At 41.7% G+C, this 21,335-nt stretch carries 22 protein-coding genes and 1 riboswitch; of the genes, 16 read left to right on the top strand and 6 right to left on the bottom strand.

What is annotated here, in order from left to right:
• The first annotated feature begins 28 nt into the window (after nt 1-28).
• Nucleotides 29-1,660 carry an ABC-F family ATP-binding cassette domain-containing protein gene (locus B9Y69_RS10700; RefSeq protein WP_085472928.1) on the top strand — a complete coding sequence of 544 codons (1,632 nt, stop codon included), beginning with the start codon at nt 29-31 and terminating at the stop codon, nt 1,658-1,660.
• Nucleotides 1,661-1,710: 50 nt separating this feature from the next.
• Here the strand turns inward: B9Y69_RS10700 and B9Y69_RS10695 are convergent, their stop codons facing one another.
• The 3 genes from B9Y69_RS10695 to B9Y69_RS10685 are packed head-to-tail and all read right to left on the bottom strand — an operon-like array spanning nt 1,711 to nt 5,441.
• Complete coding sequence (locus B9Y69_RS10695; RefSeq protein ID WP_085472927.1) at nt 1,711-2,358, bottom strand: MgtC/SapB family protein; 648 nt, start codon at nt 2,356-2,358, stop codon at nt 1,711-1,713.
• 18 nt (nt 2,359-2,376) lie between these two features.
• Entirely contained in the window at nt 2,377-4,755 is a 2,379-nt protein-coding gene (locus B9Y69_RS10690) for an endonuclease MutS2 (RefSeq protein WP_085472926.1), read from the bottom strand.
• A 14-nt stretch (nt 4,756-4,769) separates the two neighbouring features.
• On the bottom strand, nt 4,770-5,441 hold the full coding sequence (locus B9Y69_RS10685; RefSeq protein ID WP_159451834.1) for a DUF4296 domain-containing protein: 672 nt from the start codon (nt 5,439-5,441) through the stop codon (nt 4,770-4,772).
• 79 nt (nt 5,442-5,520) lie between these two features.
• On the opposite strand from B9Y69_RS10685, the gene B9Y69_RS10680 reads away from it, so the two are divergent.
• Genes B9Y69_RS10680 through B9Y69_RS10660 form a run of 5 tightly spaced genes read left to right on the top strand, consistent with a single transcriptional unit; the run spans nt 5,521 to nt 9,950 of the window.
• Nucleotides 5,521-6,231: a YggS family pyridoxal phosphate-dependent enzyme gene (locus tag B9Y69_RS10680; protein WP_085472924.1), complete on the top strand. Its 711-nt coding sequence runs from the start codon at nt 5,521-5,523 to the stop codon at nt 6,229-6,231.
• A complete protein-coding gene (locus B9Y69_RS10675; RefSeq protein WP_085472923.1) occupies nt 6,209-6,661 on the top strand; it encodes a GNAT family N-acetyltransferase in 453 nt (150 codons plus the stop codon). Before B9Y69_RS10680 ends, B9Y69_RS10675 begins: the two co-directional genes overlap by 23 nt.
• The gene (locus B9Y69_RS10670; protein ID WP_085472922.1) at nt 6,661-7,491 is read left to right on the top strand and encodes a DUF3298 and DUF4163 domain-containing protein; all 831 of its coding nucleotides are present in this window, start codon (nt 6,661-6,663) and stop codon (nt 7,489-7,491) included. The genes B9Y69_RS10675 and B9Y69_RS10670 overlap by 1 nt, the downstream gene beginning before the upstream one ends.
• 11 nt (nt 7,492-7,502) lie before the next feature.
• Nucleotides 7,503-8,765, top strand: coding sequence for an aspartate kinase (locus B9Y69_RS10665; RefSeq protein WP_085472921.1), 1,263 nt, complete (start codon nt 7,503-7,505; stop codon nt 8,763-8,765).
• A complete protein-coding gene (locus tag B9Y69_RS10660) occupies nt 8,766-9,950 on the top strand; it encodes a class I SAM-dependent methyltransferase (RefSeq protein WP_085472920.1) in 1,185 nt (394 codons plus the stop codon).
• Here the strand turns inward: B9Y69_RS10660 and B9Y69_RS10655 are convergent.
• The 3 genes from B9Y69_RS10655 to B9Y69_RS10645 all read right to left on the bottom strand — a co-directional run bounded on the left by B9Y69_RS10655 (nt 9,925) and on the right by B9Y69_RS10645 (nt 12,352).
• A complete protein-coding gene (locus tag B9Y69_RS10655) occupies nt 9,925-10,656 on the bottom strand; it encodes a ThuA domain-containing protein (protein ID WP_085472919.1) in 732 nt (243 codons plus the stop codon). The genes B9Y69_RS10660 and B9Y69_RS10655 overlap by 26 nt on opposite strands.
• A gap of 406 nt (nt 10,657-11,062) precedes the next feature.
• A complete protein-coding gene (aroB, locus tag B9Y69_RS10650) occupies nt 11,063-12,136 on the bottom strand; it encodes a 3-dehydroquinate synthase (protein WP_085472918.1) in 1,074 nt (357 codons plus the stop codon).
• 9 nt (nt 12,137-12,145) lie between these two features.
• Complete coding sequence (locus tag B9Y69_RS10645) at nt 12,146-12,352, bottom strand: RNA-binding S4 domain-containing protein (RefSeq protein ID WP_085472917.1); 207 nt, start codon at nt 12,350-12,352, stop codon at nt 12,146-12,148.
• A 90-nt stretch (nt 12,353-12,442) separates the two neighbouring features.
• Here B9Y69_RS10645 and B9Y69_RS10640 point away from each other — a divergent pair, with 90 nt between their 5' ends.
• The 10 genes from B9Y69_RS10640 (at nt 12,443) to B9Y69_RS10595 (ending at nt 21,333) form a co-directional block, all read left to right on the top strand.
• The gene (locus B9Y69_RS10640; protein ID WP_085472916.1) at nt 12,443-13,636 is read left to right on the top strand and encodes a proline dehydrogenase family protein; all 1,194 of its coding nucleotides are present in this window, start codon (nt 12,443-12,445) and stop codon (nt 13,634-13,636) included.
• 335 nt (nt 13,637-13,971) lie between these two features.
• Nucleotides 13,972-14,499, top strand: a complete 528-nt coding sequence (locus tag B9Y69_RS10635; protein WP_085472915.1) for a GNAT family N-acetyltransferase — start codon at nt 13,972-13,974, stop codon at nt 14,497-14,499.
• A 56-nt stretch (nt 14,500-14,555) separates the two neighbouring features.
• A riboswitch (TPP riboswitch) is annotated at nt 14,556-14,652 on the top strand.
• 76 nt (nt 14,653-14,728) lie between these two features.
• Nucleotides 14,729-14,941, top strand: coding sequence for a sulfur carrier protein ThiS (gene thiS, locus B9Y69_RS10630; RefSeq protein WP_085472914.1), 213 nt, complete (start codon nt 14,729-14,731; stop codon nt 14,939-14,941).
• A 12-nt stretch (nt 14,942-14,953) separates the two neighbouring features.
• On the top strand, nt 14,954-16,768 hold the full coding sequence (gene thiC, locus B9Y69_RS10625) for a phosphomethylpyrimidine synthase ThiC (protein ID WP_085472913.1): 1,815 nt from the start codon (nt 14,954-14,956) through the stop codon (nt 16,766-16,768).
• A gap of 2 nt (nt 16,769-16,770) precedes the next feature.
• Nucleotides 16,771-17,376, top strand: coding sequence for a thiamine phosphate synthase (locus tag B9Y69_RS10620; protein ID WP_085472912.1), 606 nt, complete (start codon nt 16,771-16,773; stop codon nt 17,374-17,376).
• Complete coding sequence (locus B9Y69_RS10615; RefSeq protein ID WP_085472911.1) at nt 17,349-18,104, top strand: hydroxymethylpyrimidine/phosphomethylpyrimidine kinase; 756 nt, start codon at nt 17,349-17,351, stop codon at nt 18,102-18,104. The genes B9Y69_RS10620 and B9Y69_RS10615 overlap by 28 nt, the downstream gene beginning before the upstream one ends.
• Nucleotides 18,094-18,735 (top strand): thiamine phosphate synthase, encoded by a 642-nt coding sequence (locus tag B9Y69_RS10610; RefSeq protein WP_085472910.1) that lies wholly within the window; start codon nt 18,094-18,096, stop codon nt 18,733-18,735. The genes B9Y69_RS10615 and B9Y69_RS10610 overlap by 11 nt, the downstream gene beginning before the upstream one ends.
• The gene (locus B9Y69_RS10605) at nt 18,710-19,498 is read left to right on the top strand and encodes a thiazole synthase (protein WP_085472909.1); all 789 of its coding nucleotides are present in this window, start codon (nt 18,710-18,712) and stop codon (nt 19,496-19,498) included. The genes B9Y69_RS10610 and B9Y69_RS10605 overlap by 26 nt, the downstream gene beginning before the upstream one ends.
• Entirely contained in the window at nt 19,491-20,609 is a 1,119-nt protein-coding gene (gene thiH, locus B9Y69_RS10600; protein WP_085472908.1) for a 2-iminoacetate synthase ThiH, read from the top strand. Before B9Y69_RS10605 ends, thiH begins: the two co-directional genes overlap by 8 nt.
• Before the next feature lie 16 nt (nt 20,610-20,625).
• Nucleotides 20,626-21,333 (top strand): HesA/MoeB/ThiF family protein, encoded by a 708-nt coding sequence (locus tag B9Y69_RS10595; RefSeq protein ID WP_085472907.1) that lies wholly within the window; start codon nt 20,626-20,628, stop codon nt 21,331-21,333.
• The last annotated feature ends 2 nt before the right edge of the window (nt 21,334-21,335 follow it).

The raw sequence follows: 21,335 nt of genomic DNA, 5'->3' as shown, positions 1-21,335 counted from the left end.
GTTTTTTACATAAAATATATAAGTTTTAATGATTAATGTATCCAACCTATCGCTTCGTTTTGGTAAACGTGTGCTATTCGAAGATGTAAATCTTAAATTCACGTCTGGCAACTGTTATGGTATTATCGGTGCCAATGGAGCTGGGAAATCTACTTTTTTAAAGATTATTTCTGGCGAAGTAGACCCATCGACAGGATCGGTAGCGTTCACTCCTGGCGAGCGGATGTCGGTTCTTAAGCAAAATCACTACGAATTTGACGAATTCTCTGTTTTGGAGACCGTAATGATTGGTAACCAGGAGCTATACAAAGTAATGAAAGAGAAAGACGCCATCTACATGAAGGAAGATTTCTCGGATGCTGATGGTGAGCGCGCTGGCGAATTAGAAAGTTTATTTGCAGAAATGGATGGCTGGAATGCGGAGAGCAACGCAGCTACCCTTTTAAGCAACTTGGGTATCCGTGAGGAACAACATTATAAGCTCCTGAAAGAATTAGACGGTAATGAAAAAGTTCGTGTGTTATTGGCACAAGCACTTTTCGGAAAACCTGATGTCCTTATTCTCGATGAGCCAACCAACGATTTGGATATTAACACAATCGCTTGGTTAGAGGATTTCCTGGCAAGCTACGAAGCTATTGTATTGGTTGTTTCCCACGACCGTCACTTCTTAGACCATGTGTGTACGCACATCGTCGATATCGACTTCAGCAAAATGACGATTTATACGGGTAACTACTCATTCTGGTACGAGTCGTCTCAATTAGCGTTAAAACAACGTTCAGATCAGAACAAGAAGATGGAAGATAAGGTTAAAGAGTTGCAGGAGTTTATCCGTCGTTTCTCGGCCAACGCTTCCAAATCCAAACAAGCTACTTCTCGTAAGAAAGCCCTTGATAAAATCAACATTGACGAGATCAAGCCCTCTAGTCGTAAATACCCAGCCATCATGTTCAACCAGATGGACCGGGAACCTGGAGATCAAATTCTACATGTAGAAGGACTCAGCAAGGTGATCAACGGAGAAACATACTTCAAGGATATTACCTTTATGATCAATAAAGGGGATAAAATTACCGTCCTTGCTGAAAACTCCCTTATAACCACAGCATTTTACGAAATATTAAGTGGTAGAGATCAAGATTTCGGCGGTGAATTCAAATGGGGTGTAACGATTACCCCGACAGATATGCCAATCGAAAACGCAGAATACTTCGAGGGTGTAAATGACAACTTGGTTGATTGGTTGCGTAATTACACCAATAAACCTGAGGCGGACGAGCAATTTATTCGCGGATTCTTAGGTAAGATGTTGTTCTCCGGCGAAGAGGTAATGAAGAAAGTATCTGTTTTATCAGGAGGAGAGAAAATGCGTTGTATGTTCTCCAAAATGATGCTACAAGGTGCCAACTTCTTAATCTTTGACGAACCAACCAACCACTTAGATCTAGAATCGATCACAGCATTGAACAATGGCATGAAAGATTTCCGTGGATCGATGTTATTTACATCACGTGACCACGAGTTAACTGAAACGGTTGCTAACCGTGTGATCGAACTAACACCAAATGGTATTATTGATAAGTTGATGACTTACGATGAGTATATCAATTCAGATGCTGTGAAAGCGCAACGTGAAGAGATGTACCGCAAAAAATAACAACAAATACTAATAAAAAAAGCCGCATTGTTTAATGCGGCTTTTTTATTTTAGATACTCGTAAAGGCATATACATAATCTAAGCTTACAATCTTCTCGTTCGCACGCCTTATATTTTTTCGCGTTCCCGTTACCTCATATAAAACCGTCAAATGCTCTCCCTCCTTTTCCATTCCTTTTCGGTTCAGCTTAATCTGATGTTCCTGCATAAACACTTCAAACTCGCGTAAATTAGACATTTGGATATCCTGAAAGGTAACACGGATATTCCGTATAAAGTACACATTCGCTAAAAGGAGTTCCATTTTTTGGAACAACGATAGGATGACGACCATGCTACCTGTCAGAACTAATGCTAAACCATAATGACCAAAGCCAATCATCATCCCAATAGCAGCCATTGTCCAGATGACAGCCGCAGTGGTCAATCCCTGTACCGAAAACTTACCGTGATAGATTACGCCTGCCCCCAGGAAACCAATACCGGTCACAATATTTGCTGCTATCCGATCATCCGAAAGGTGTCCCATTCGTGAAAGCAAAGTAAAAATAGTCGAACCAAAACAAATCAATATCAAGGTTCGAAATCCAGCTGATTTATTCTTAAACTCCCGCTCAAAACCAACGACAGCACCACAAACAATAGAAATTAAGATCGGTAAAATCTGGCTTTCGAAATCGAAGTCAAACGAGATCATAAATATAATAAAAGTTAACTAGTTAATATATGCATGTGTTATACCATCACCGCCCCGATCTGCGTGCTCATCCTCAAAATGTGATACGTGACTATATTTACGTAGGTACTCACGAACGAATTTACGAAGAATACCATCGCCTTTACCATGCACAATTTTTAAACTTGGATAACCAATCATAACGGCTCGGTCAAGAACCAGCTCTATTTGTCGTAAAGCATCTTCTGTACGCATTCCCCGCACATCTACTTCAGGCTGAAAATCGGCAGCCGACTGGGTGGAGGTTCCCCGATTTCGGCGAACAACTTTCGACTTCTCTTTGCCATGTAATTTCTCTACCTTATTTTTCTTTACTACAGTCCGAAGATCTCCCAATGCAATAATAAGGTTATTTCCTCTCGACACCTCCATCACCTGTCCTTCAGTCCCTGCGTCCAAAACGCGGACCCAATCTCCTACCTCAATCGTTTCATCGACCGTATTTACCAGCTTCGGACTTTGCGTCACCACGAGTTTATCGGTATGATTATCGATAGCCTCGTGTAAATTACGGCGAATAGCTTTCGTTTTGTCTCTATCCGCTTGTACAGATTTGATCTCCGAAATCGTATTCTCCACCAATTTATTGGCATCTTTCAAAATCTGTTTTGCCTTTTCCTTTGCCTCACGTAAAATCTGACGTTGGTTTTCTTCCAAGTGGGTTTGTAACTCCGAGACTTCGGCTTGCAAACTTTGCAATTCCCGTTCTCGTTTTGTTACTGCCACCTTTGTATCGTGCACCACACGTTTATCACGCTCTAAATCGACCAACAATGTATCAACCTTCTTTTGCTGCTTACCAATCTTCTGTTTCGCTGAATTTAGTATTTCCCTACTAAGTCCTATTTTTTGCGCAATTTCAAATGCATAGGAACTACCCGGCTTTCCAACCTGCAAAATATATAAAGGGCGCATCGCAACATTATCGAAAAGCATAGATGCGTTTTCCAAACCCGGTGTATTACTTGCAAAGACCTTCAAATTGGAATAATGCGTGGTAATAACACCTCGAATATTTTTCTTGTGCAATGCCTCGAGAACTGCCTCTGCAATTGGTCCACCAAATAAAGGGTCCGTTCCTGTCCCAAATTCATCAATCAAAACCAATGTTCGCCCATCCGCAAAAGTGGTAAAATGCTTCATCTTAGAGAGGTGTGCACTATATGTACTCAAGTCACTCTCGATGGATTGATCATCCCCGATATCGGCAAAGATCTGCTTAAAGACACCTACTTTCGAAGTTGATTCAGCAGGAATTAACACGCCTGCCTGTACCATCATTTGTAATAAACCCACTGTCTTCATACAGACCGATTTACCACCAGCGTTGGGTCCCGAAACCAGAATAACCCGATCTACGGCATCAATTTTTATATTTAGGGGAACAACCGTCTCTCCTTGCTCCTTTTTGGCGCCTAGCAACAACAGTGGATGCCTAGCGTTGACCAGACTTACTTCCGCCTCCTTAGACAATTCCGGCATCTCCGCCTCAATATCGATCGCAAACAGGGCTTTCGCACGTACAAAATCCAGCTTGCTCAATAGGCCGTGATACGACATTAACAACGGGATATGCGGACGCAGTTCTGTCGTTAATTCGGTCAATATCCGAATAACCTCACGGCGACGTTCAAACTCCAAATCCCGCACCTTATTATTGAGGTGAAATACTTCCTCAGGCTCAATATAAGCCGTTTGCCCTGTAGCGGACTCATCATGAATCAAGCCTTTCACCTTGCGCTTATTCTCAGCAAGAATCGGGATCACCAAACGACCATCACGGATAGTTAAGTTACCATCCGCCGTCCATCCATTATGCTGAGCTTGCTTAAATACTTGATCAATACGCTTGCGTGCTTCCTGTTCACTCTTGAGAATCTGTTGCGTCAAATTCAATAGATCACGAGATGCATTATCTTTCATCCGCCCACGGTCATCGATCACTTGTTCAATCTGGCGAACGATCTTTGTTTCTATTGGAAGGTGTTCAAATAATAACGTTAAGTGTGAATACTGCCCCTCACGGTCGTTAAAATAGCGAATGATTGCAAACACCGTGCGTAAGGATAAAAGAATACGATAGAATTCGTCCTCACCTAAGAAAGCTCCTTCGACCCGCGCTTTATCGGCCAATGGTTTTATAGGATACAAATGGTCCACTGGAAGTGGGGCGTCGTTCAAGAGTAAATCCTTAAACTCTTGTGTTTGACGCAAGAACCTATCTATTTGATCAAGTTTTACTTGCGGTTGAATCTTCGCGACCATCTCCTTACCTGGTTCACTCAGGCATTTTGCGGTAATAAGATTTTTTATTTCAGTAAAACCTAATTTATCTATTGCGTTTTGAGGGAAAATCATAAAAATAAAATCAATTATTGTGCTGGTCCGTTCGACTCGAGCTCAGCAGCCTTAAGAGTAGAATCCGCATTCACCGGGGCAACAACACGAACCTCTTGTCCAGACGTACCGACGGGTAATGCTTCGAGTGGTTTAGGACGCACTGGTGGAGCTACCTGCAACGGTATCTGCTCCCCATATACATTTAACGTCAATCCTGCCTCTTCCATAAAACGAGTAGCAGCGCTTTTATAGGTATACACTTCGCCAAACTCCTTACCCTTCAAGATCATCTTTTCGCCCTCATCCTTCAGCTTAGTAAAACGTTGCACTGTACGCATACTATCCATCACAAATACATTGCGGATCGAGTCCTCTGTTCTGTACCCGGCTTCGTATTTTGTTAAATTTTTGTTAACTTCGTCATACAGCGTCTTTGCAACATCGGGGTCACCTAGATAGTACGCTATATTTTTTTTGAAAAGGCTGGAATCTATGCCATGCTTCTCAAAAACTTGACCATAAAGACCATCAATAACTTTACGCGCACTATCCACATTTAGTCCATTGAGATAACCATCTATTAAGTGTATTTCCACCATCATATCGGTCATCTCACTACGTGACATAATCCCCTCTGGAACGGATTTTTTACAGGAAATTCCCAAAAAAAACGATGCGAATATAATGAGTAATAAGCGTTGCATTTCGTAAGTTTGTACAAATTTACAAAAAGGCATCTGAATAACCGCTTTTTAAGTTTTTGAACTTTGATTTTATACTAAAATGAGTATTGCTACAAACATAGAGTCTCTACAAGCGGAGCTCAAACCGATCGGTGTAACCCTTATTGCTGTTTCCAAAACTAAATCTAACGAGGAGATTATGGAAGCCTATCAAGCGGGCCAACGCATTTTTGGAGAAAACCAGGTGCAAGAACTCGTTGAAAAACAAGAACATCTACCTAAAGATATCGCGTGGCACTTAATCGGCCACTTACAGACCAATAAGGTGAAATATATCGCCGAATTTGTTACGATGATTCACTCAGTAGATTCTTTAAAGGTATTACAGGAGATTAATAAACGTGCAAAGCAACACGACCGTATAATTGATTGTTTACTGCAAGTTCATATTGCCGATGAGGAGGCAAAATTCGGTTTCGATCATGCGGAACTTATAGAGCTTTTGCGTAGTGAAGAATTAGTAGAACTACAAAATATCCGCATTTGTGGATTAATGGGAATTGCGACAAACACCGAGAACCAAAAGGTGATCAAAGAAGAATTCTATGAGTTGAAAATGCTCTTTGATGGTGTAAAAGCAAGTTACTTCCGAAAGGAAGATTTTTTTAGCATTCTTTCTATGGGTATGTCATCAGACTACCACTTGGCGATTGAGAAGGGAAGCAATATGGTTCGGCTAGGGAGTACGGTGTTTGGAAAGCGCGTTGTCAAACACTATAAACTGAAAGATGATAACAATACGAAAAGCTAAAGAGGCCGACTGTCCGGCCATGATGGAATTGATACAAGAATTAGCCACCTACCAAAGGGAACCGGAAGGTGTTTCCGTGACGATGGAAGAATTTGTGGCAAGCGGATTCGGCACTTACCCCGTATGGGGCGCTTTTGTGGCGGAACGCAACAATAAAATAGTTGGTATGGCCTTACACTACATACGCTACTCTACCTGGAAAGGACGCAGTTTGTATCTGGAAGATCTTATCGTAACCAAATCGGAACGTGGAAACGGAGTCGGCAAACTTTTACTGGATGCTACAATCGCCTACGCCAAAGAAATGAATTATAGTGGAATGACTTGGCAGGTCTCTACTTGGAATGATCCTGCTATTAACTTCTATAAAAAATACGAAACGGAGTTTGATAAAGAATGGATGAATGTATCTTTAACGTTTGCTGATTAATGTATCGCAACAAATTATATCTATGTTTATTGCTCGCAACAACGGGGTTGTGGGCGTGTGGGCCAGAAGGAAAGGTTAATAAGGTCGCCGAAGGTGCCACCTCTCCGGAAGCTATTTTTCCAAAGGACTCCTTGTCATACACGATCAAGAAGTTTGTGGACTTTAGTCCCTACTTCGCTGGCACCGAATCTACGTTGGATACGACTTCTTTCTCCGCAACTTATCCTGTCTTTAGCGAAGAAGTAAATGAGCTTGTAAAAGGCGCTTTATTTGTCGATGGCGAAGACTCTGTAGAACAGGTATCGGAAAGCTTTTTATCCAGCTTTAACGAGTATGCTGAAGATGAATTACACAGTGGAAACAAGGAGTTCCATGCGTGGTTTAAGGATCAACAAGCACGTGTCGTTTTAAACACAGGACGCTTCCTAACCGTAGCCAATGCCTTGACCGACTATACCGGAGGTGCACATGGCATGGAAGTAGAGCTGTGGTTCAATTACGATATCGCGAATAAAAAACGTCTTGCCCTTACCGATTTGGTGCAAGATACGACACGATTGAAAGAGATTGCCGAAAAACACTTTAGAAAGAAAGAAAACCTGAAAGAGACAGATTCTTTTGGTTCAGGATATTTTTTCGACAACAATCAATTCACCTTGGCAGACAACTACGGGTTGACCAGAGAAGGATTATTATTTCACTATAATATCTATGAAATAAAAGCATACTCTGAGGGATCTACAACGATAATTGTCCCATACAAAGAACTTAAAGGCCTAATGACCGAAGTCGGAAATCAACTGATTGACAGCCTTCTTCCTAAAAAATAATTCGTACATAAATGCAAGTATTCAAATTTGGCGGGGCATCGGTAAAAGATGCAGAGAATGTAAAGAATGTCGCCTCTATCATTGCAAACCATAAAAAAGATCAGCTTTTAGTTGTTGTATCCGCAACAGGAAAAAGTACCGATAAACTGGAAGAAGTAACACGTAACTTCGTGGAGAAAACGGGGCGTGCATTTGATCTGTTAGAGCAGGTAAAAGCAAGTCACCATGATATGTTGACGCAACTGTTTGACGACGTGACCCATCCCGTTTTTAATGAAGTAGCCAATTGCTTCGTCGAGATCGAATGGATCTTGGAGGAAGAGCCCCAAGACTCATACGATTACCTGTTTGATCAGATTGTCTCCACAGGTGAGATTGTTTCTTCGAAAATTCTTGCGGCATACGCAGCACATATTGGACTGCCTGTTAAATGGGTAGATGCACGTGATTATATCTTCACCGACAACACCTATAGAGAAGCAAAAGTTGATTGGGAAAAAACCGAAGAAAAGATCAGTCGTGACCTACCTCCTATCCTAAAGGATTATGTTGTCATCAGTCAAGGTTTTATTGGATCTACATCTGAAAACTTCACGACAACACTAGGACGTGAAGGATCAGATTACTCTGCCGCAATTTTTGCTTCCTGCTTAAATGCAACCGACATAACGATATGGAAAGACGTACCAGGGGTATTAAATGCAGATCCAAAATGGTTCGACCGTACTGAATTAATCCCAGAGCTGTCGTATACGGACGCAATCGAATTGACATATTATGGAGCAACGGTTATTCACCCGAAAACCATTAAGCCACTCCAAAATAAAAACATCGCATTAAATGTGCGTTCGTTTATTAATCCTACGGCCGTCGGTACTTGCATTCGTAAACTGAATCAAGGTCTGCCTATCCCTTCATTTATTTTCAAGGTTAATCAAGTATTTATTAATATCCAACCGCGTGATTTCTCCTTTATATTGGAAGACAATCTTAGCCATATCTTTAATCTATTCCACAAGCATCGGATAAAAATTAATATGATGCATAATAGTGCGATTAGTTTTTCGGTGAGCATCGACGATACGGGTAAAAATGTAGAAACATTGCTTCAAGAGCTGGAGCTACGTTATAAAGTAAATGCAGAACGTGGGTTGGAACTGATTACTATTCGTTACTTCAATCAAGAGACGATTGATCGTGTGCTCGTAAATAAAAAGATTATCCGCGAACTGAAAGACAGCTATACGTGTCAATTATTGGTTAAAAACCTATAAATGAACCTAGCAATCCTATCTGCAGAGGTTCAGGCCTATATCCAGTCGGAACGAAAATCGGACCCCGCAAAGCTTGCTTTAGCGAAAAGTCCTTTTGCTTCGGTTTCGTCTGCTGAAATTGCCCGCCAAGTGGACGGATTGCAACGTGCTTATCGCAAGGTGCCGTCATGGGTAGATAAAGCCTCGCTCTACTATCCAGATAAATTAAATCTGGAGCAAAGTTCATCTTCGGAGACGGCTCATTTTAAGGCGAGCCTCCTAGAAGAGGGCAAAACCCTAATCGATTTGACGGGCGGCTTTGGCATAGATAGTTACTATTTTGCCCAAAGGTGTAAGCACGTAACGCACTGTGAATTAAACGAGGAGCTATCGACTATTGTACGGCACAATTTTCATACTTTAGGAACACAGAACATCGACTTTCATCAGGGGGATGGTGTCGCATACCTGAGAGATCAGGTACAATCTATTGATTACATTTACATCGATCCCTCTCGGCGCGTTAAACAACAGAAAGTTTTTCGTCTGGAGGATTGTGAACCAAACATGGTGATCTTACAGGATTTATTTTTTGAGAAGGCACCAATAATCATCAGTAAGCTTGCCCCTTTGCTCGATATCTCTTTAGCTCTCAAGTCTCTTAAAAATGTACGGGATGTATATATCATAAGTATAGATAACGACTGTAAAGAACTTATATTCATTCAGGATAAAGAATATATAGGCACTCCTGTTATCCATGCAACCCTTCTCGATAAAAATGAATCGTCCCGCACTTTCTCCTTTACGCTAGAAGAAGAAAGAGAGACAGTTACAAATTTTCATCAACCTGAAAAGTATCTTTACGAGCCGGATGTTGCCATTAATAAAGCAGGCGCTTTCAAAATAATTGCAAAACAGTTTAACCTTTCAAAATTACACCCGCATAGTCATCTATATACGAGTGACACGATTGTTGAAAATTTTTTAGGAAAGACATTTGCAGTTAATCAAGTGGAGCTGTTTTCAGTATTCAAAAAGACTAAAACAGCACTAAAAGGTAACGTTATCGCCAAAAATTTCCCCCTTAAGGTGGAAGATATACGCAAGAAATTAAAAATTAAAGATGGTGGTTCACTTTATCTTTTTTTCACAACTCAGATGGATGAAACGTTGATTGTTATCTACGCGAACCGTCTTTCTTAAGTCCTAACGCATAACGGATCCCCCCGACTAGGTGTTTCTGAAAATTAGGTACGTCATAAGACTCTTCGGTATGTCCCAAACCTGTATAAAAAGATCTTCCGCCCTCAAATTCATGAAACCAGGCTACTGGATGAAATTTTCCCATTTGCCCCCCTTTATAACTTTGTTCATCTATAGTCATCAAAATATGTAAACCTGGTTGTACATCTTTGTAATCATACCATTCGTCCCGATGGATCCATGTTTTAGGTAAACTTTTCGTTGATAAATGCTTCGCATTAACCACCTCAAGTTTAGCCTCTTGAACGGCCGGATGACTTTTAAAATAGCCGCCAACGAGTTGACCGTACCAAGGCCATTCATATTCCGTATCCGATGCCGCATGAATTCCCACAAAGCCTTTTCCTGAACGTATAAATCCTTGTAAAGCTTCCTTTTGCGCTGTATTTAAAATAGAACCTGTTGTACTCAAAAAAATCACTGCGCCAAACTGCTTTAAGCTGTCCGTACTGATATAATTGGCGTCTTCACTATGCACACTCTGAATAGATTCAATGTTCAACAAATCCCGCAACGTGGCTGCCCCTTTGGGTATACTTTGATGCCTGAAACCAGCTGTTTTGCTAAAAATAAGCACTTTCTGTTGTGCGCTACTGTTGTGAAACCCGCAAAGCAAGAGAAGAGCCATACATATATTTCTGATCATTGGTATTTGGTTTAGGTTTAGGTTTAGGTTTAGGTTTAGGTTAATATTTATAAAATTTCCTTTTGCTAGCTCGAGTTTTCAACTCGAGCTTATACAACTTGGGACACGAGCTATAAGCTCGCGCCAGCAGAGAAAGCCGCGCGACAGCGGCCGATGATTTGCCACAAACGACTAGCATTATATGTAAATTCCTCCTCGTAGTCTCGTACGAAACGGCGTAGAGAGCACCAATTGCTCTCTCTGACTAACAATCAGCAACAAAATTTAGTTGCGCTGAGCCATTCTGGGTTTGCAACTTTACTAGCAATCAGCCACAAAATCTTGTGGCTCTACTAACTCCCCAGTATTCTCTATCAACGATTGTCTCCCCACTACTATCTACTATCTACTATCTACTATCTACCAACTACAATACAGCACTTGCCAAGTAAAAATCTAGACTTTCTTTAATAAGATCCTCCTCTACAAAACGATCGTAATCACAAGTACCTATAGCACTCAAAAGAGCAAATCCGAGCTTTTGTTGTTCGTTCTTCTTATCATTTCGCATTAAATCAATCAATGTAGCATAAATAGAAGCATCGAATTCATAACGTTCATATCGGCTTGTAAATAGAGAAACAATCTCTCCTAAAGCTTCAATCGACAAGCCGTTTACTTTATGCGAAATGTAAGCCTCACAAATCATCCCGATAGCAATAGCTTCACCATGTAATAATGGGTTACTATCAGTAACTAAAGAATGACCTTCAATCGCATGCCCAATAGTATGCCCAAAATTCAAAATCTTACGCAGCCCCTTTTCTGTTGGATCCTGCGTTATTACTTCGTTTTTAATGGCAACCGATCGGTGTACAATCGCATCTAGTTCATCCTCTTCGTAATCCAATGTTTTACACTGTTCAAAAAGATCTTTATCGAAAATTAAGCCATGCTTAATCACCTCTGCAAATCCTGAACGCATCTGCCTCGCATCCAACGTCTGAAGAAAAGCCGAACTAATAAAAACAGCTTTGGGCTGCGTGAATGTTCCTATTATGTTCTTAAGGTTACCTAGATCTATCCCTGTTTTTCCACCAACTGAAGCATCTACCTGCGATAATAACGTCGTAGGAATCTGTACAAAGTCAATTCCACGCTTAAATGTCGAGGCCGCAAATCCGCCCATATCGGTCACAACACCCCCTCCAAGATTAAGCATCAATGCCTTACGGTCCGCACCAAAATCGAGCATAGTATTCCATACACCAATACAGAAATCTATATTTTTATTTTCTTCCCCTGGGTCTACCTCAATAATATCGTAATCGACTAATTCAGGCAATGCCGCCTGTAAAACTGGTAAACAGTGATCATTAGTATTACGATCGACTAAGATTAAAATCTGGGAATAGTTTCCTTTATTTATAAATTCCTGTAAAGATTCCAGTTCTTTCTCAAAAAAAACCGTGTAACCTAAACTCGTTATATTGTTATTCATCTTTATTTGCTATATTATTTTTACTTCTTGTCCGTCAAACGAAACGATATCTCCTACCCGTACTTTTAAGCGTTTACGATAATCGATCTCACCGTTGTAACGAACCAAGCCTTCTTCCACGACCCATTGTGCCATGGCACCATGCTCTACCCAGTTCATCACCTTTAACAGCTGTATTAACTGGATAAAATCTCCTTTTAATGTAAATGTTTGCATATTTAGACCTCTTCTCCGAGGGTTCGTAAATATAAGGCTAATCAAAATAATTACTTACTTTTGAGTATTAATTTTTTTTTACCGCAGTATATGATTGAAAATAGCCAAATGAAACTGGATTTTAACAATACGGAGGTTGCATTCCGTAACAAAAGTGACAACGATTTAGAGAAGGCGTACTGGTTATTCAAGATGGTTGCTAGTAATTCCTTAATCAAAATTGGCACACCTTTAACCAATTTTGCCTTGAAAATAGGTCTTCCAATCCAAGGGATCATTAGAAATACGATTTACAAACAGTTTTGTGGCGGTGAGTCAATTGAGGGATGTGCCCGTGCAATTACTGAGCTTGGTGCTGGAAACGTAACCACAATCTTAGACTATTCTGTTGAAGGGGAAGAGTCAGAAGCAAGTTTTGATGAAACCTGTGCAGAAATATTACGAACCGTAGCATATGCTAAAAAAAACAGCTTAATTTCCTTTTGTGTTTTCAAACCAACAGGCTTGGGCCGATTTGACCTTTTTGCAAAAATCGATGCCAAAGAAACACTAACAGCAGCAGAACAGGCTGAGTTCGAAAAAGTACACCAACGCATAGATCAAATATGCAAGGCCTGTTACGACGCCAAAATTAAAGTATTAGTCGATGCTGAACATTCTTGGATTCAAGATACAATCGATGACTTAGCACGGGAAATGATGGAAAAATACAATAAAGAAGCTGCCATCGTTTACAATACATACCAGCTATACCGTAGCGATAAATTAGCCTCCCTAAAAGCTGATTTCGCCTATGCGCAGACTCAAAATTTCTACTTAGGTGCTAAACTTGTTCGCGGCGCTTATATGGAAATAGAACGTCAACGTGCGGGTGAAAACAACTATCCATCTCCTATACAGCCGACCAAGCAATCAGCTGATGCAGACTATAACGAAGCGGTAACTTTTTGCTTGGATCACGTCAATAGAATTGGCTTTATGGCCGGAACCCACAACGAAGAAAGCTCTCGTTTATTAGCAGAAGAGTTAGTATCACGTGGTTTATCTCCAAAAAATGATCATATTTTCTTTGCACAATTGCTGGGGATGTCAGATAACCTTTCATTCAACCTTGCAGCAGCAGGTTTTAATGTCGCGAAATATATGCCATATGGTCCTGTAAAAGCGGTTATGCCTTATCTATTCCGCAGAGCTCAAGAAAACACCTCTGTAGGTGGTCAAACAGGGCGTGAACTCGGATTAATTATGCGCGAAAAAGAAAGACGTCGGAAAGTTAAGGGTTAAAAAAAAGCTGTACCAAAATCGATTGGTACAGCCTATATGAAAAAAAGGATTGAGAATAAACAAATAATTAATTTTACTAACTATAACAATACAATAAGCCAGAATGTTTTGGATTTATTTGAAATCACCTGAAAAGTGATCATTTAATTCGAATAACAACAAAATGTTAAAAAAAGTTAAAGCGAAACAGCTATTGTACTATAAGTGAAGGTACCTCCGTTATAAGGGTATAATTTCATAATTTAGGTTAATAATTGGTTAGTAGTAAAACACCTTGAGCTCCCCGCTTAAGGTGTTTTTTTTATTACCTTTATGACGTTCTCAAAACGAAAGTTATGCGTGAAGTAAAAATCCGTCCAGAATCTCCAAATGATATACTTACTATACAAACAGTAAACACCGCTGCGTTCGGACAACCCAATGAAGCGCAATTGGTAAACAAACTGCGTGAAAATGCAACACATTTTATTCCAGAACTTTCATTGGTCGCCCTCATGAACAATGAGATTGTAGGACATATTCTCCTGACCACGAACAAAATCGTGGATGCCACCGGAAATGAGGTTGAAAGTCTCTCTTTGGCACCAATGGCAGTAGCACCGTTTCTCCAAAAAAAAGGAATCGGATCGCAGCTCGTCCAGCATGCAATTGAAAAGGCCAAGCAATTAGGTTATCATTCTATCATCGTATTGGGCCACGAAAAATACTACCCAAAATTCGGTTTTAAACCGGCATCAACCTTCGGTATAAAAGCGCCTTTTGAGGTCCCTGACGATGTATTCATGGCATTAGAGCTCACCACGGATGCATTGAAAAATGTAGCGGGAATGGTGCACTATCCCCATGAATTTATGGAGGTCTGAACGCGGATAAATACCAAATAATTTTTATTTTTAAAATATATCCTTTATACTTGCTGCAGATACTTTAGGGGTGTCTGCGATAAGCAGGCTGAGATTTTACCCTTGGAACCTGATCTAGTTCATACTAGCGTAGGGAAAAGTAGGATGACAATTTCTGTTTAGAGAGCTATATACCGAGCTCTTGTTAGATGCATTCCTAAAGTATTCATGAACATGTAAACTTTAGCTTATGCAAGTAACGATCAACAATCAAAAACATTCCTTAACGCTCCCCTATCCGCCTCATCTATTGGCGTTATTGGAGACATATGTTCCTGACTTAAAAGTCAAGGGCATTGCCGTGGCTCTGAACGATCAAGTCATACCACGTCCCCAATGGAGCAAAACCATCATCACCGATCAAGCAGATATTTTAATCATCACAGCCACGCAAGGCGGTTAAACCCTAACAACCATGAACGAACAAACCATTTCTACACAGCCTTTCCCAAATTCACGCAAAGTATACATCCCCGGAACACTTTATCCAATTTCGGTCGCTATGCGTGAGATAACGCTAAGCCCAACAAAACTAACCAACGGTCAGATCGAGGAAAACCCGTCTATTACAATCTACGATACTTCAGGCCCCTTTACCGATGCAGATAAAACGGTCGATGTACGCAAAGGAATCGATCGTATCCGCGAGCAATGGATCCACGATCGAAAAGATGTCGAAGTACTCCCCTCCATTACGTCGGAATACGGGTTGCAACGTCTGCATGATACCGCTTTAGCTGACCTACGTTTCGACTACCAGCATCAGCCTAAAAGAGCCAAGCCCGGACAAAATATTACGCAGCTACATTACGCAAAGCGTGGTATTATTACTGCTGAAATGGAATACGTTGCTATTCGCGAGAACCAACGTATTGAACAACTAAATAAAGCAACCCCAGGTATGGAGCAACAACATCCTGGCGAACGCTTTGGAGCACGTCCCGTCACAGATAAAATAACCCCAGAGTTTGTGCGCGATGAGATTGCTGCAGGACGCGCAATTATACCAAACAATATCAACCACCCAGAAAGTGAACCCATGATTATTGGTCGAAATTTCTTGGTAAAAATAAATGCAAACATTGGCAACAGCGCCGTCACCTCTAGTATTGAGGAAGAAGTCGAAAAAGCTGTTTGGGCATGCCGTTGGGGTGCAGACACCATTATGGATCTATCCACAGGAAAACACATCCATGAAACACGTGAATGGATAATCCGAAATTCGCCAGTACCTATTGGAACCGTACCAATTTACCAAGCCCTTGAGAAAGTAAAAGGTGTGGCTGAAGATCTTACTTGGGAAATATTCCGTGATACGTTAATTGAACAAGCCGAGCAAGGGGTTTCCTATTTTACAATCCATGCTGGCGTATTATTGCGTTACATCCATTTGACCGCTAAACGTGTGACCGGAATCGTTTCCCGCGGTGGTTCTATCATGGCTAAATGGTGTCTATTCCACCATAAAGAGAACTTTCTCTATACACATTTTGAAGATATATGTGCGATTATGAAGCAGTATGATGTTGCCTTCTCTTTAGGTGACGGCCTGCGTCCGGGGGCTATCGCCGATGCCAATGACGCAGCACAATTTGCTGAGTTAGAAACCTTGGGCGAACTTACCAAAATAGCTTGGAAGCATGATGTACAGGTTATGATTGAGGGCCCGGGACACGTACCTATGCAGTTGATCAAAGAAAACATGGAGAAACAACTGGAAACTTGTGCAGAAGCTCCTTTCTATACTTTAGGTCCCTTAACAACCGATATTGCACCAGGGTATGATCATATTACTTCTGCTATAGGAGCAGCCATGATCGGTTGGTATGGCTGCGCTATGCTCTGCTACGTTACACCAAAGGAACATCTCGGCCTTCCGAACAAAAAAGATGTAAAAGATGGCGTTATTACTTACAAACTCGCCGCACACGCCGCAGATCTCGCTAAAGGGCACCCTGGGGCACAATATCGCGATAACGCATTGAGCAAGGCGCGTTTTGAGTTTCGGTGGGAGGATCAGTTTAACTTATCTCTAGATCCCGATACAGCACGCTCCTTCCATGACGAAACCTTACCAGCCGATGCGGCTAAGGTGGCTCATTTTTGTTCTATGTGCGGTCCTAAATTCTGTTCTATGAAAATAACGCAGGAAATCCGCGATACAGTACAGGCTGGTATGGATGAGAAATCAATGGAGTTCATCAATCAAGGAAAAGAAATATATAGTTAATCATGCGTATTCTCACCTTACCCGAAAATACGAATGATGAAATCCAGATGTTGCGGATACTCTTAGAGCTCCCCGAGTTGCTCGTTCATATTCGAAAACCATTCCATTCTGAGAAAGAAATGGCGACATACATCATGCAGTTTACGCCGGATGAACGACTTCGACTTGTCATGCATCAACACCACGAAATAAGCATTGACCTGGGAGTCCGTCATCTTCACTTCCCCGCGGCCATGCGAGATAATGGGATTTCGATGTTTACGAACAAACGACATAGTGGAACTATATCGACGGTAAGGTGGAGCACATCAACCCATAGTTGGGAAGAATACCTTGCACTTTCATCGTCTTTTGATGCGGCCTTTATCAGCCCATTGTACCCTAGTTTTTCAAAACCTGGGTACGGAATGGGTCGACCGATTATCTGGGAAGATAAAAGGAGCAATCATACGACAAAGTTGATTGGCCTCGGTGGGATTAATGCAGAGCGATTGACAGCACTTAAAAACTCGACATTTGATGACTTTGCACTCTGCGGCGCCTTATGGTACGCGAGTGATACTATTAAAGAAGCCCAAACATGTTACAAGATTATCCATTCGTACTAAATATTGCGGGTTTTGACCCTTCCGCGGGTGCTGGAATACTCGCGGATATTAAAACCTGTGAACAGATCGGCGTTTATGGTTTAGGAATACTGACCTGCAATACGCTACAGACTGAACATCAGTTTCACAAACTCGACTGGATGCCTATGCAGCAAATTGCTACCGCAATTGACACCATGTGCAGGCAATATCCGATCGAAGCCGTAAAAATAGGTGTAGTAAAAGATATGTTCCAATTGGAGGCCATAATCCAGAATGTACGTACGCATCTTCCAAATACATTTATAATATGGGACCCCATATTGCGTGCTACTACCGGAGCAAACTTCTTCCAAAAGGATAGTCTTTCTGAAAAGGTTCTAGTAGATCTAGATCTTATTACCCCCAACTATCATGAAATTACGGCTTTTCTAGCTCGTGGTGAAGATATCGAATCGGGTTGTAAACGCATCGCCAAATCATGTGCATTATTGCTTAAAGGCGGGCACCATCCTACCGCCCCTGGATTAGATCAACTCTTTTACAGGTCGAAGGTCTGGAAATATCCACCACATACAACACTTCTAACCTATCCAAAACATGGTTCCGGCTGTGTACTATCAGCAGCAATAGCTGCATACATAGCGCAGGGGTACGATGTCGGCGAAGCTTGCGGAAGGGCAAAAGGATATACGGCAGATTTTTTAGCATCGAATCACACATTACTAGGAAACCATTATGTACAGTAAACTACAATACATCTCCGCTGGGAATACCCAAGCGGCACAATTTGAACAGATAAAGGCCGTGGTGGATCTCGGCATTGATTGGGTTCAACTTCGTTGTAAAACTCTGGGAGAGGTCGATTTCTTGCAACTGGCAGAACGCGTTAAAAAACTCCAAAGCACCTACGACTTCAAGTTGATTATCAATGACAACATCACGATTTGTAAAAGTATTGATGCAGATGGTGTTCATCTCGGACTCCAAGACACCAGTATACAAGTTGCACGTGCCGCACTAGGCCCTAAAAAAATAATCGGCGGAACCGCGAATACACTGGAAGATATCCATCAACGTATCCATGAGGGCTGTGATTACATTGGCTTAGGACCTTTACGCTTTACAAATACGAAGGAGAACCTCAGTCCACTATTAGGCTTTGAAGGATACAGAGCCATTTTTGATCAATTGCAAACGAGCCCCATTCCCCCTATCTACGCCATAGGCAGTGTCGATGCAGCAGATATTATAACCTTGCGAAACATAGGTTTGCACGGCATTGCAGTATCGGGTCTTGTGCATAACAACCTATCCAACAAAAACTTTATTCAACATCTACAATCGCTACTCCATGAACAACTTACATATACATCATAAATCATTTGCGAGTCGACTATTTGTCGGAACAGGTAAGTTCGGTTCCCCACAACAGATGGAATCTGCTATCCTAGCTTCACAAAGTGAATTGGTTACCGTTGCTCTCAAACGCATCGACCTAGAAACCGAAACTGATGACCTGCTTCAACATTTACGGCACACACATATAAACTTACTTCCCAATACATCGGGAGCCCGCACTGCAAAAGAAGCTGTCCTTGCTGCGCAGCTGGCACAAGATGCTATGGAAACCAACTGGATCAAGCTTGAAATACACCCTGATCCAAAATATTTAATGCCTGACCCCATTGAAACACTTGCCGCTTGTGAGTCGCTGGCAAAGCTAGGGTTTGTCGTCCTCCCCTATATTCACGCCGATCCGGTTTTATGCAAACGTTTAGAAGATGCCGGCACCGCAGCTGTAATGCCGTTAGGCTCACCAATAGGAAGCAACCAGGGATTGAGAACACTTGAGTTTTTAGAGATTATTATTGAACAAAGTCAAGTGCCTGTTATCGTTGATGCCGGCATCGGCGCACCGTCAGATGCCGCCAAAGCGATGGAGATAGGTGCCGATGCAGTACTGGTCAATACCGCTATAGCCGCAGCAAGCGATCCTGTCGCTATGGCATCGGCTTTCGCGATGGCTGTTAAAGCTGGACGTCTCGCATACGAGGCGCAACTTGCTCCGGTTGCGATGCATGCGTCAAAAAGTAGTCCGCTCACCGATTTTTTAACGACAGCATACCCCGGCAATGACTAACACATTTGTTGATCTATTTGAACAGTATAGTTGGGAGGATATTAAAGAGAAGATCTACCGGACAACAGATATAGATGTACGTACCAGCCTGCTACGTAAAAAGAAAACAGTTCATGATTTCTTAGTCCTTATTTCCCCTGCGGCTCAGCCTTATCTCGAGGAAATGGCGGTGCAGTCCCAACGTATAACGCAACAACGATTCGGCAAGAATATCCAATTATATGCACCGCTTTACTTGAGTAATGAATGCCACAACATATGTACGTATTGTGGTTTCAGTATGGATAATAAAATTCGTCGTCGTACCTTGAGCCAGGGAGAAATTCGCTTAGAGGCGCAAGCACTTAAGGCAATGGGCTACCAGCATATTTTGCTGGTCTCAGGCGAGGCAAATAACACGGTACATACGGACTATTTTATAGATGCCATAAAACAAATAGAAGATCTATGTGCTCATATATCAATTGAATTTCAACCTTTAGAAACAGCAGATTACAAGCGTTTACATGAATCAAAGGTTAACACTGTACTTGTATACCAAGAAACTTATCATCAAGAGGTATATCGCGCATATCATCCAAAAGGAAAGAAATCGAATTTCAAATATCGCTTGGATACACCCGATCGCATCGGACAAGCAGGAATACACAAAATTGGACTCGGCGTATTATTAGGTCTCGAAGATTGGCGTGTAGACAGCTTTTTTACCGCACTACATATCTCGTACTTACAACAGCGCTATTGGAAGACCAAATATTCGGTCTCTTTTCCGCGTCTTAGACCAGCTGAAGGAGTAATAACACCAAACTTCATCATGCAGGATCGAGACTTACTTCAATTAATATGTGCGTATCGTCTTTGGAATCCCGACCTGGAGATATCGCTATCCACCCGGGAGCATGCCTATTTCCGAGATCATGTAATTCCATTGGGAATCACCAGTATGAGTGCGGGTTCAAAAACGAACCCTGGAGGTTACGTCGTCGAGCCAGAATCACTAGAGCAATTTGAAATATCCGATGAACGTCCGGTAAGCGAGGTCGTTCACAAAATTAAGGCAATGGGTTACCAGCCGGTATGGAAAGATTGGCAAGCAGAATATATTGGTTAATGCAGTATACATCAACATGACTAGAGAAGAAATATTACGTTATAAAAAACAAATCTCCTTACCAGCTATTGGTCTTGAAGGGCAAAAGAAGATCTGTTCGGCCAAGGTTTTAGTTATCGGTGCTGGTGGATTGGGATCTCCTATTTTACTTTACCTCACGGCAGCGGGGGTAGGAACGATTGCATGCATGGATTTTGATTGTGTAGAAATACACAATCTGCACCGGCAGGTGGTCCACAGTGAGCAAAGTATAGGCAGCTATAAAGTAGAAAGCGCATCTTTACGACTACGTTCCTTAAATAGTGCGGTGCACTACATCCCGATTCCGGAACGTGCTACGGCAGTAACCGTAAACGATTATATATCGGAATACGATATAGTAGTAGATGGTTGTGATAATTTCGAAACACGGTATCTCATTAATGATGCCTGCTTATCGCAACAAAAACCTTTGGTTTATGGTAGTATATTAAACTTCGAACTCCAAATGGCGGTGTTCAATTACCAGGGCAGTAAAGATTTACGCGCTATCTTTCCAGAGCCACCTCACCCTGATGACGTTCCAAGTTGCGATCTGAATGGAGTTATGGGGACAACACCTGGTATTTTAGGGTTGATGATGGCGCAAGAAACGCTGAAGGTGATCGTGGGTCTTCCCACGTTGCGTAATGCTTGGTTAATTGTAGATACCTTGACTTGGGCAATACGGAAGATTCGCTTTTAAGG

Origin of the sequence: Sphingobacterium psychroaquaticum (genome assembly GCF_900177625.1) — a bacterium.
In the GTDB taxonomy this organism is placed as follows: domain Bacteria; phylum Bacteroidota; class Bacteroidia; order Sphingobacteriales; family Sphingobacteriaceae; genus Sphingobacterium; species Sphingobacterium psychroaquaticum.
Note: the sequence above shows the minus strand (reverse complement) of the source record. Positions and strands in the feature narration are given on the sequence as shown.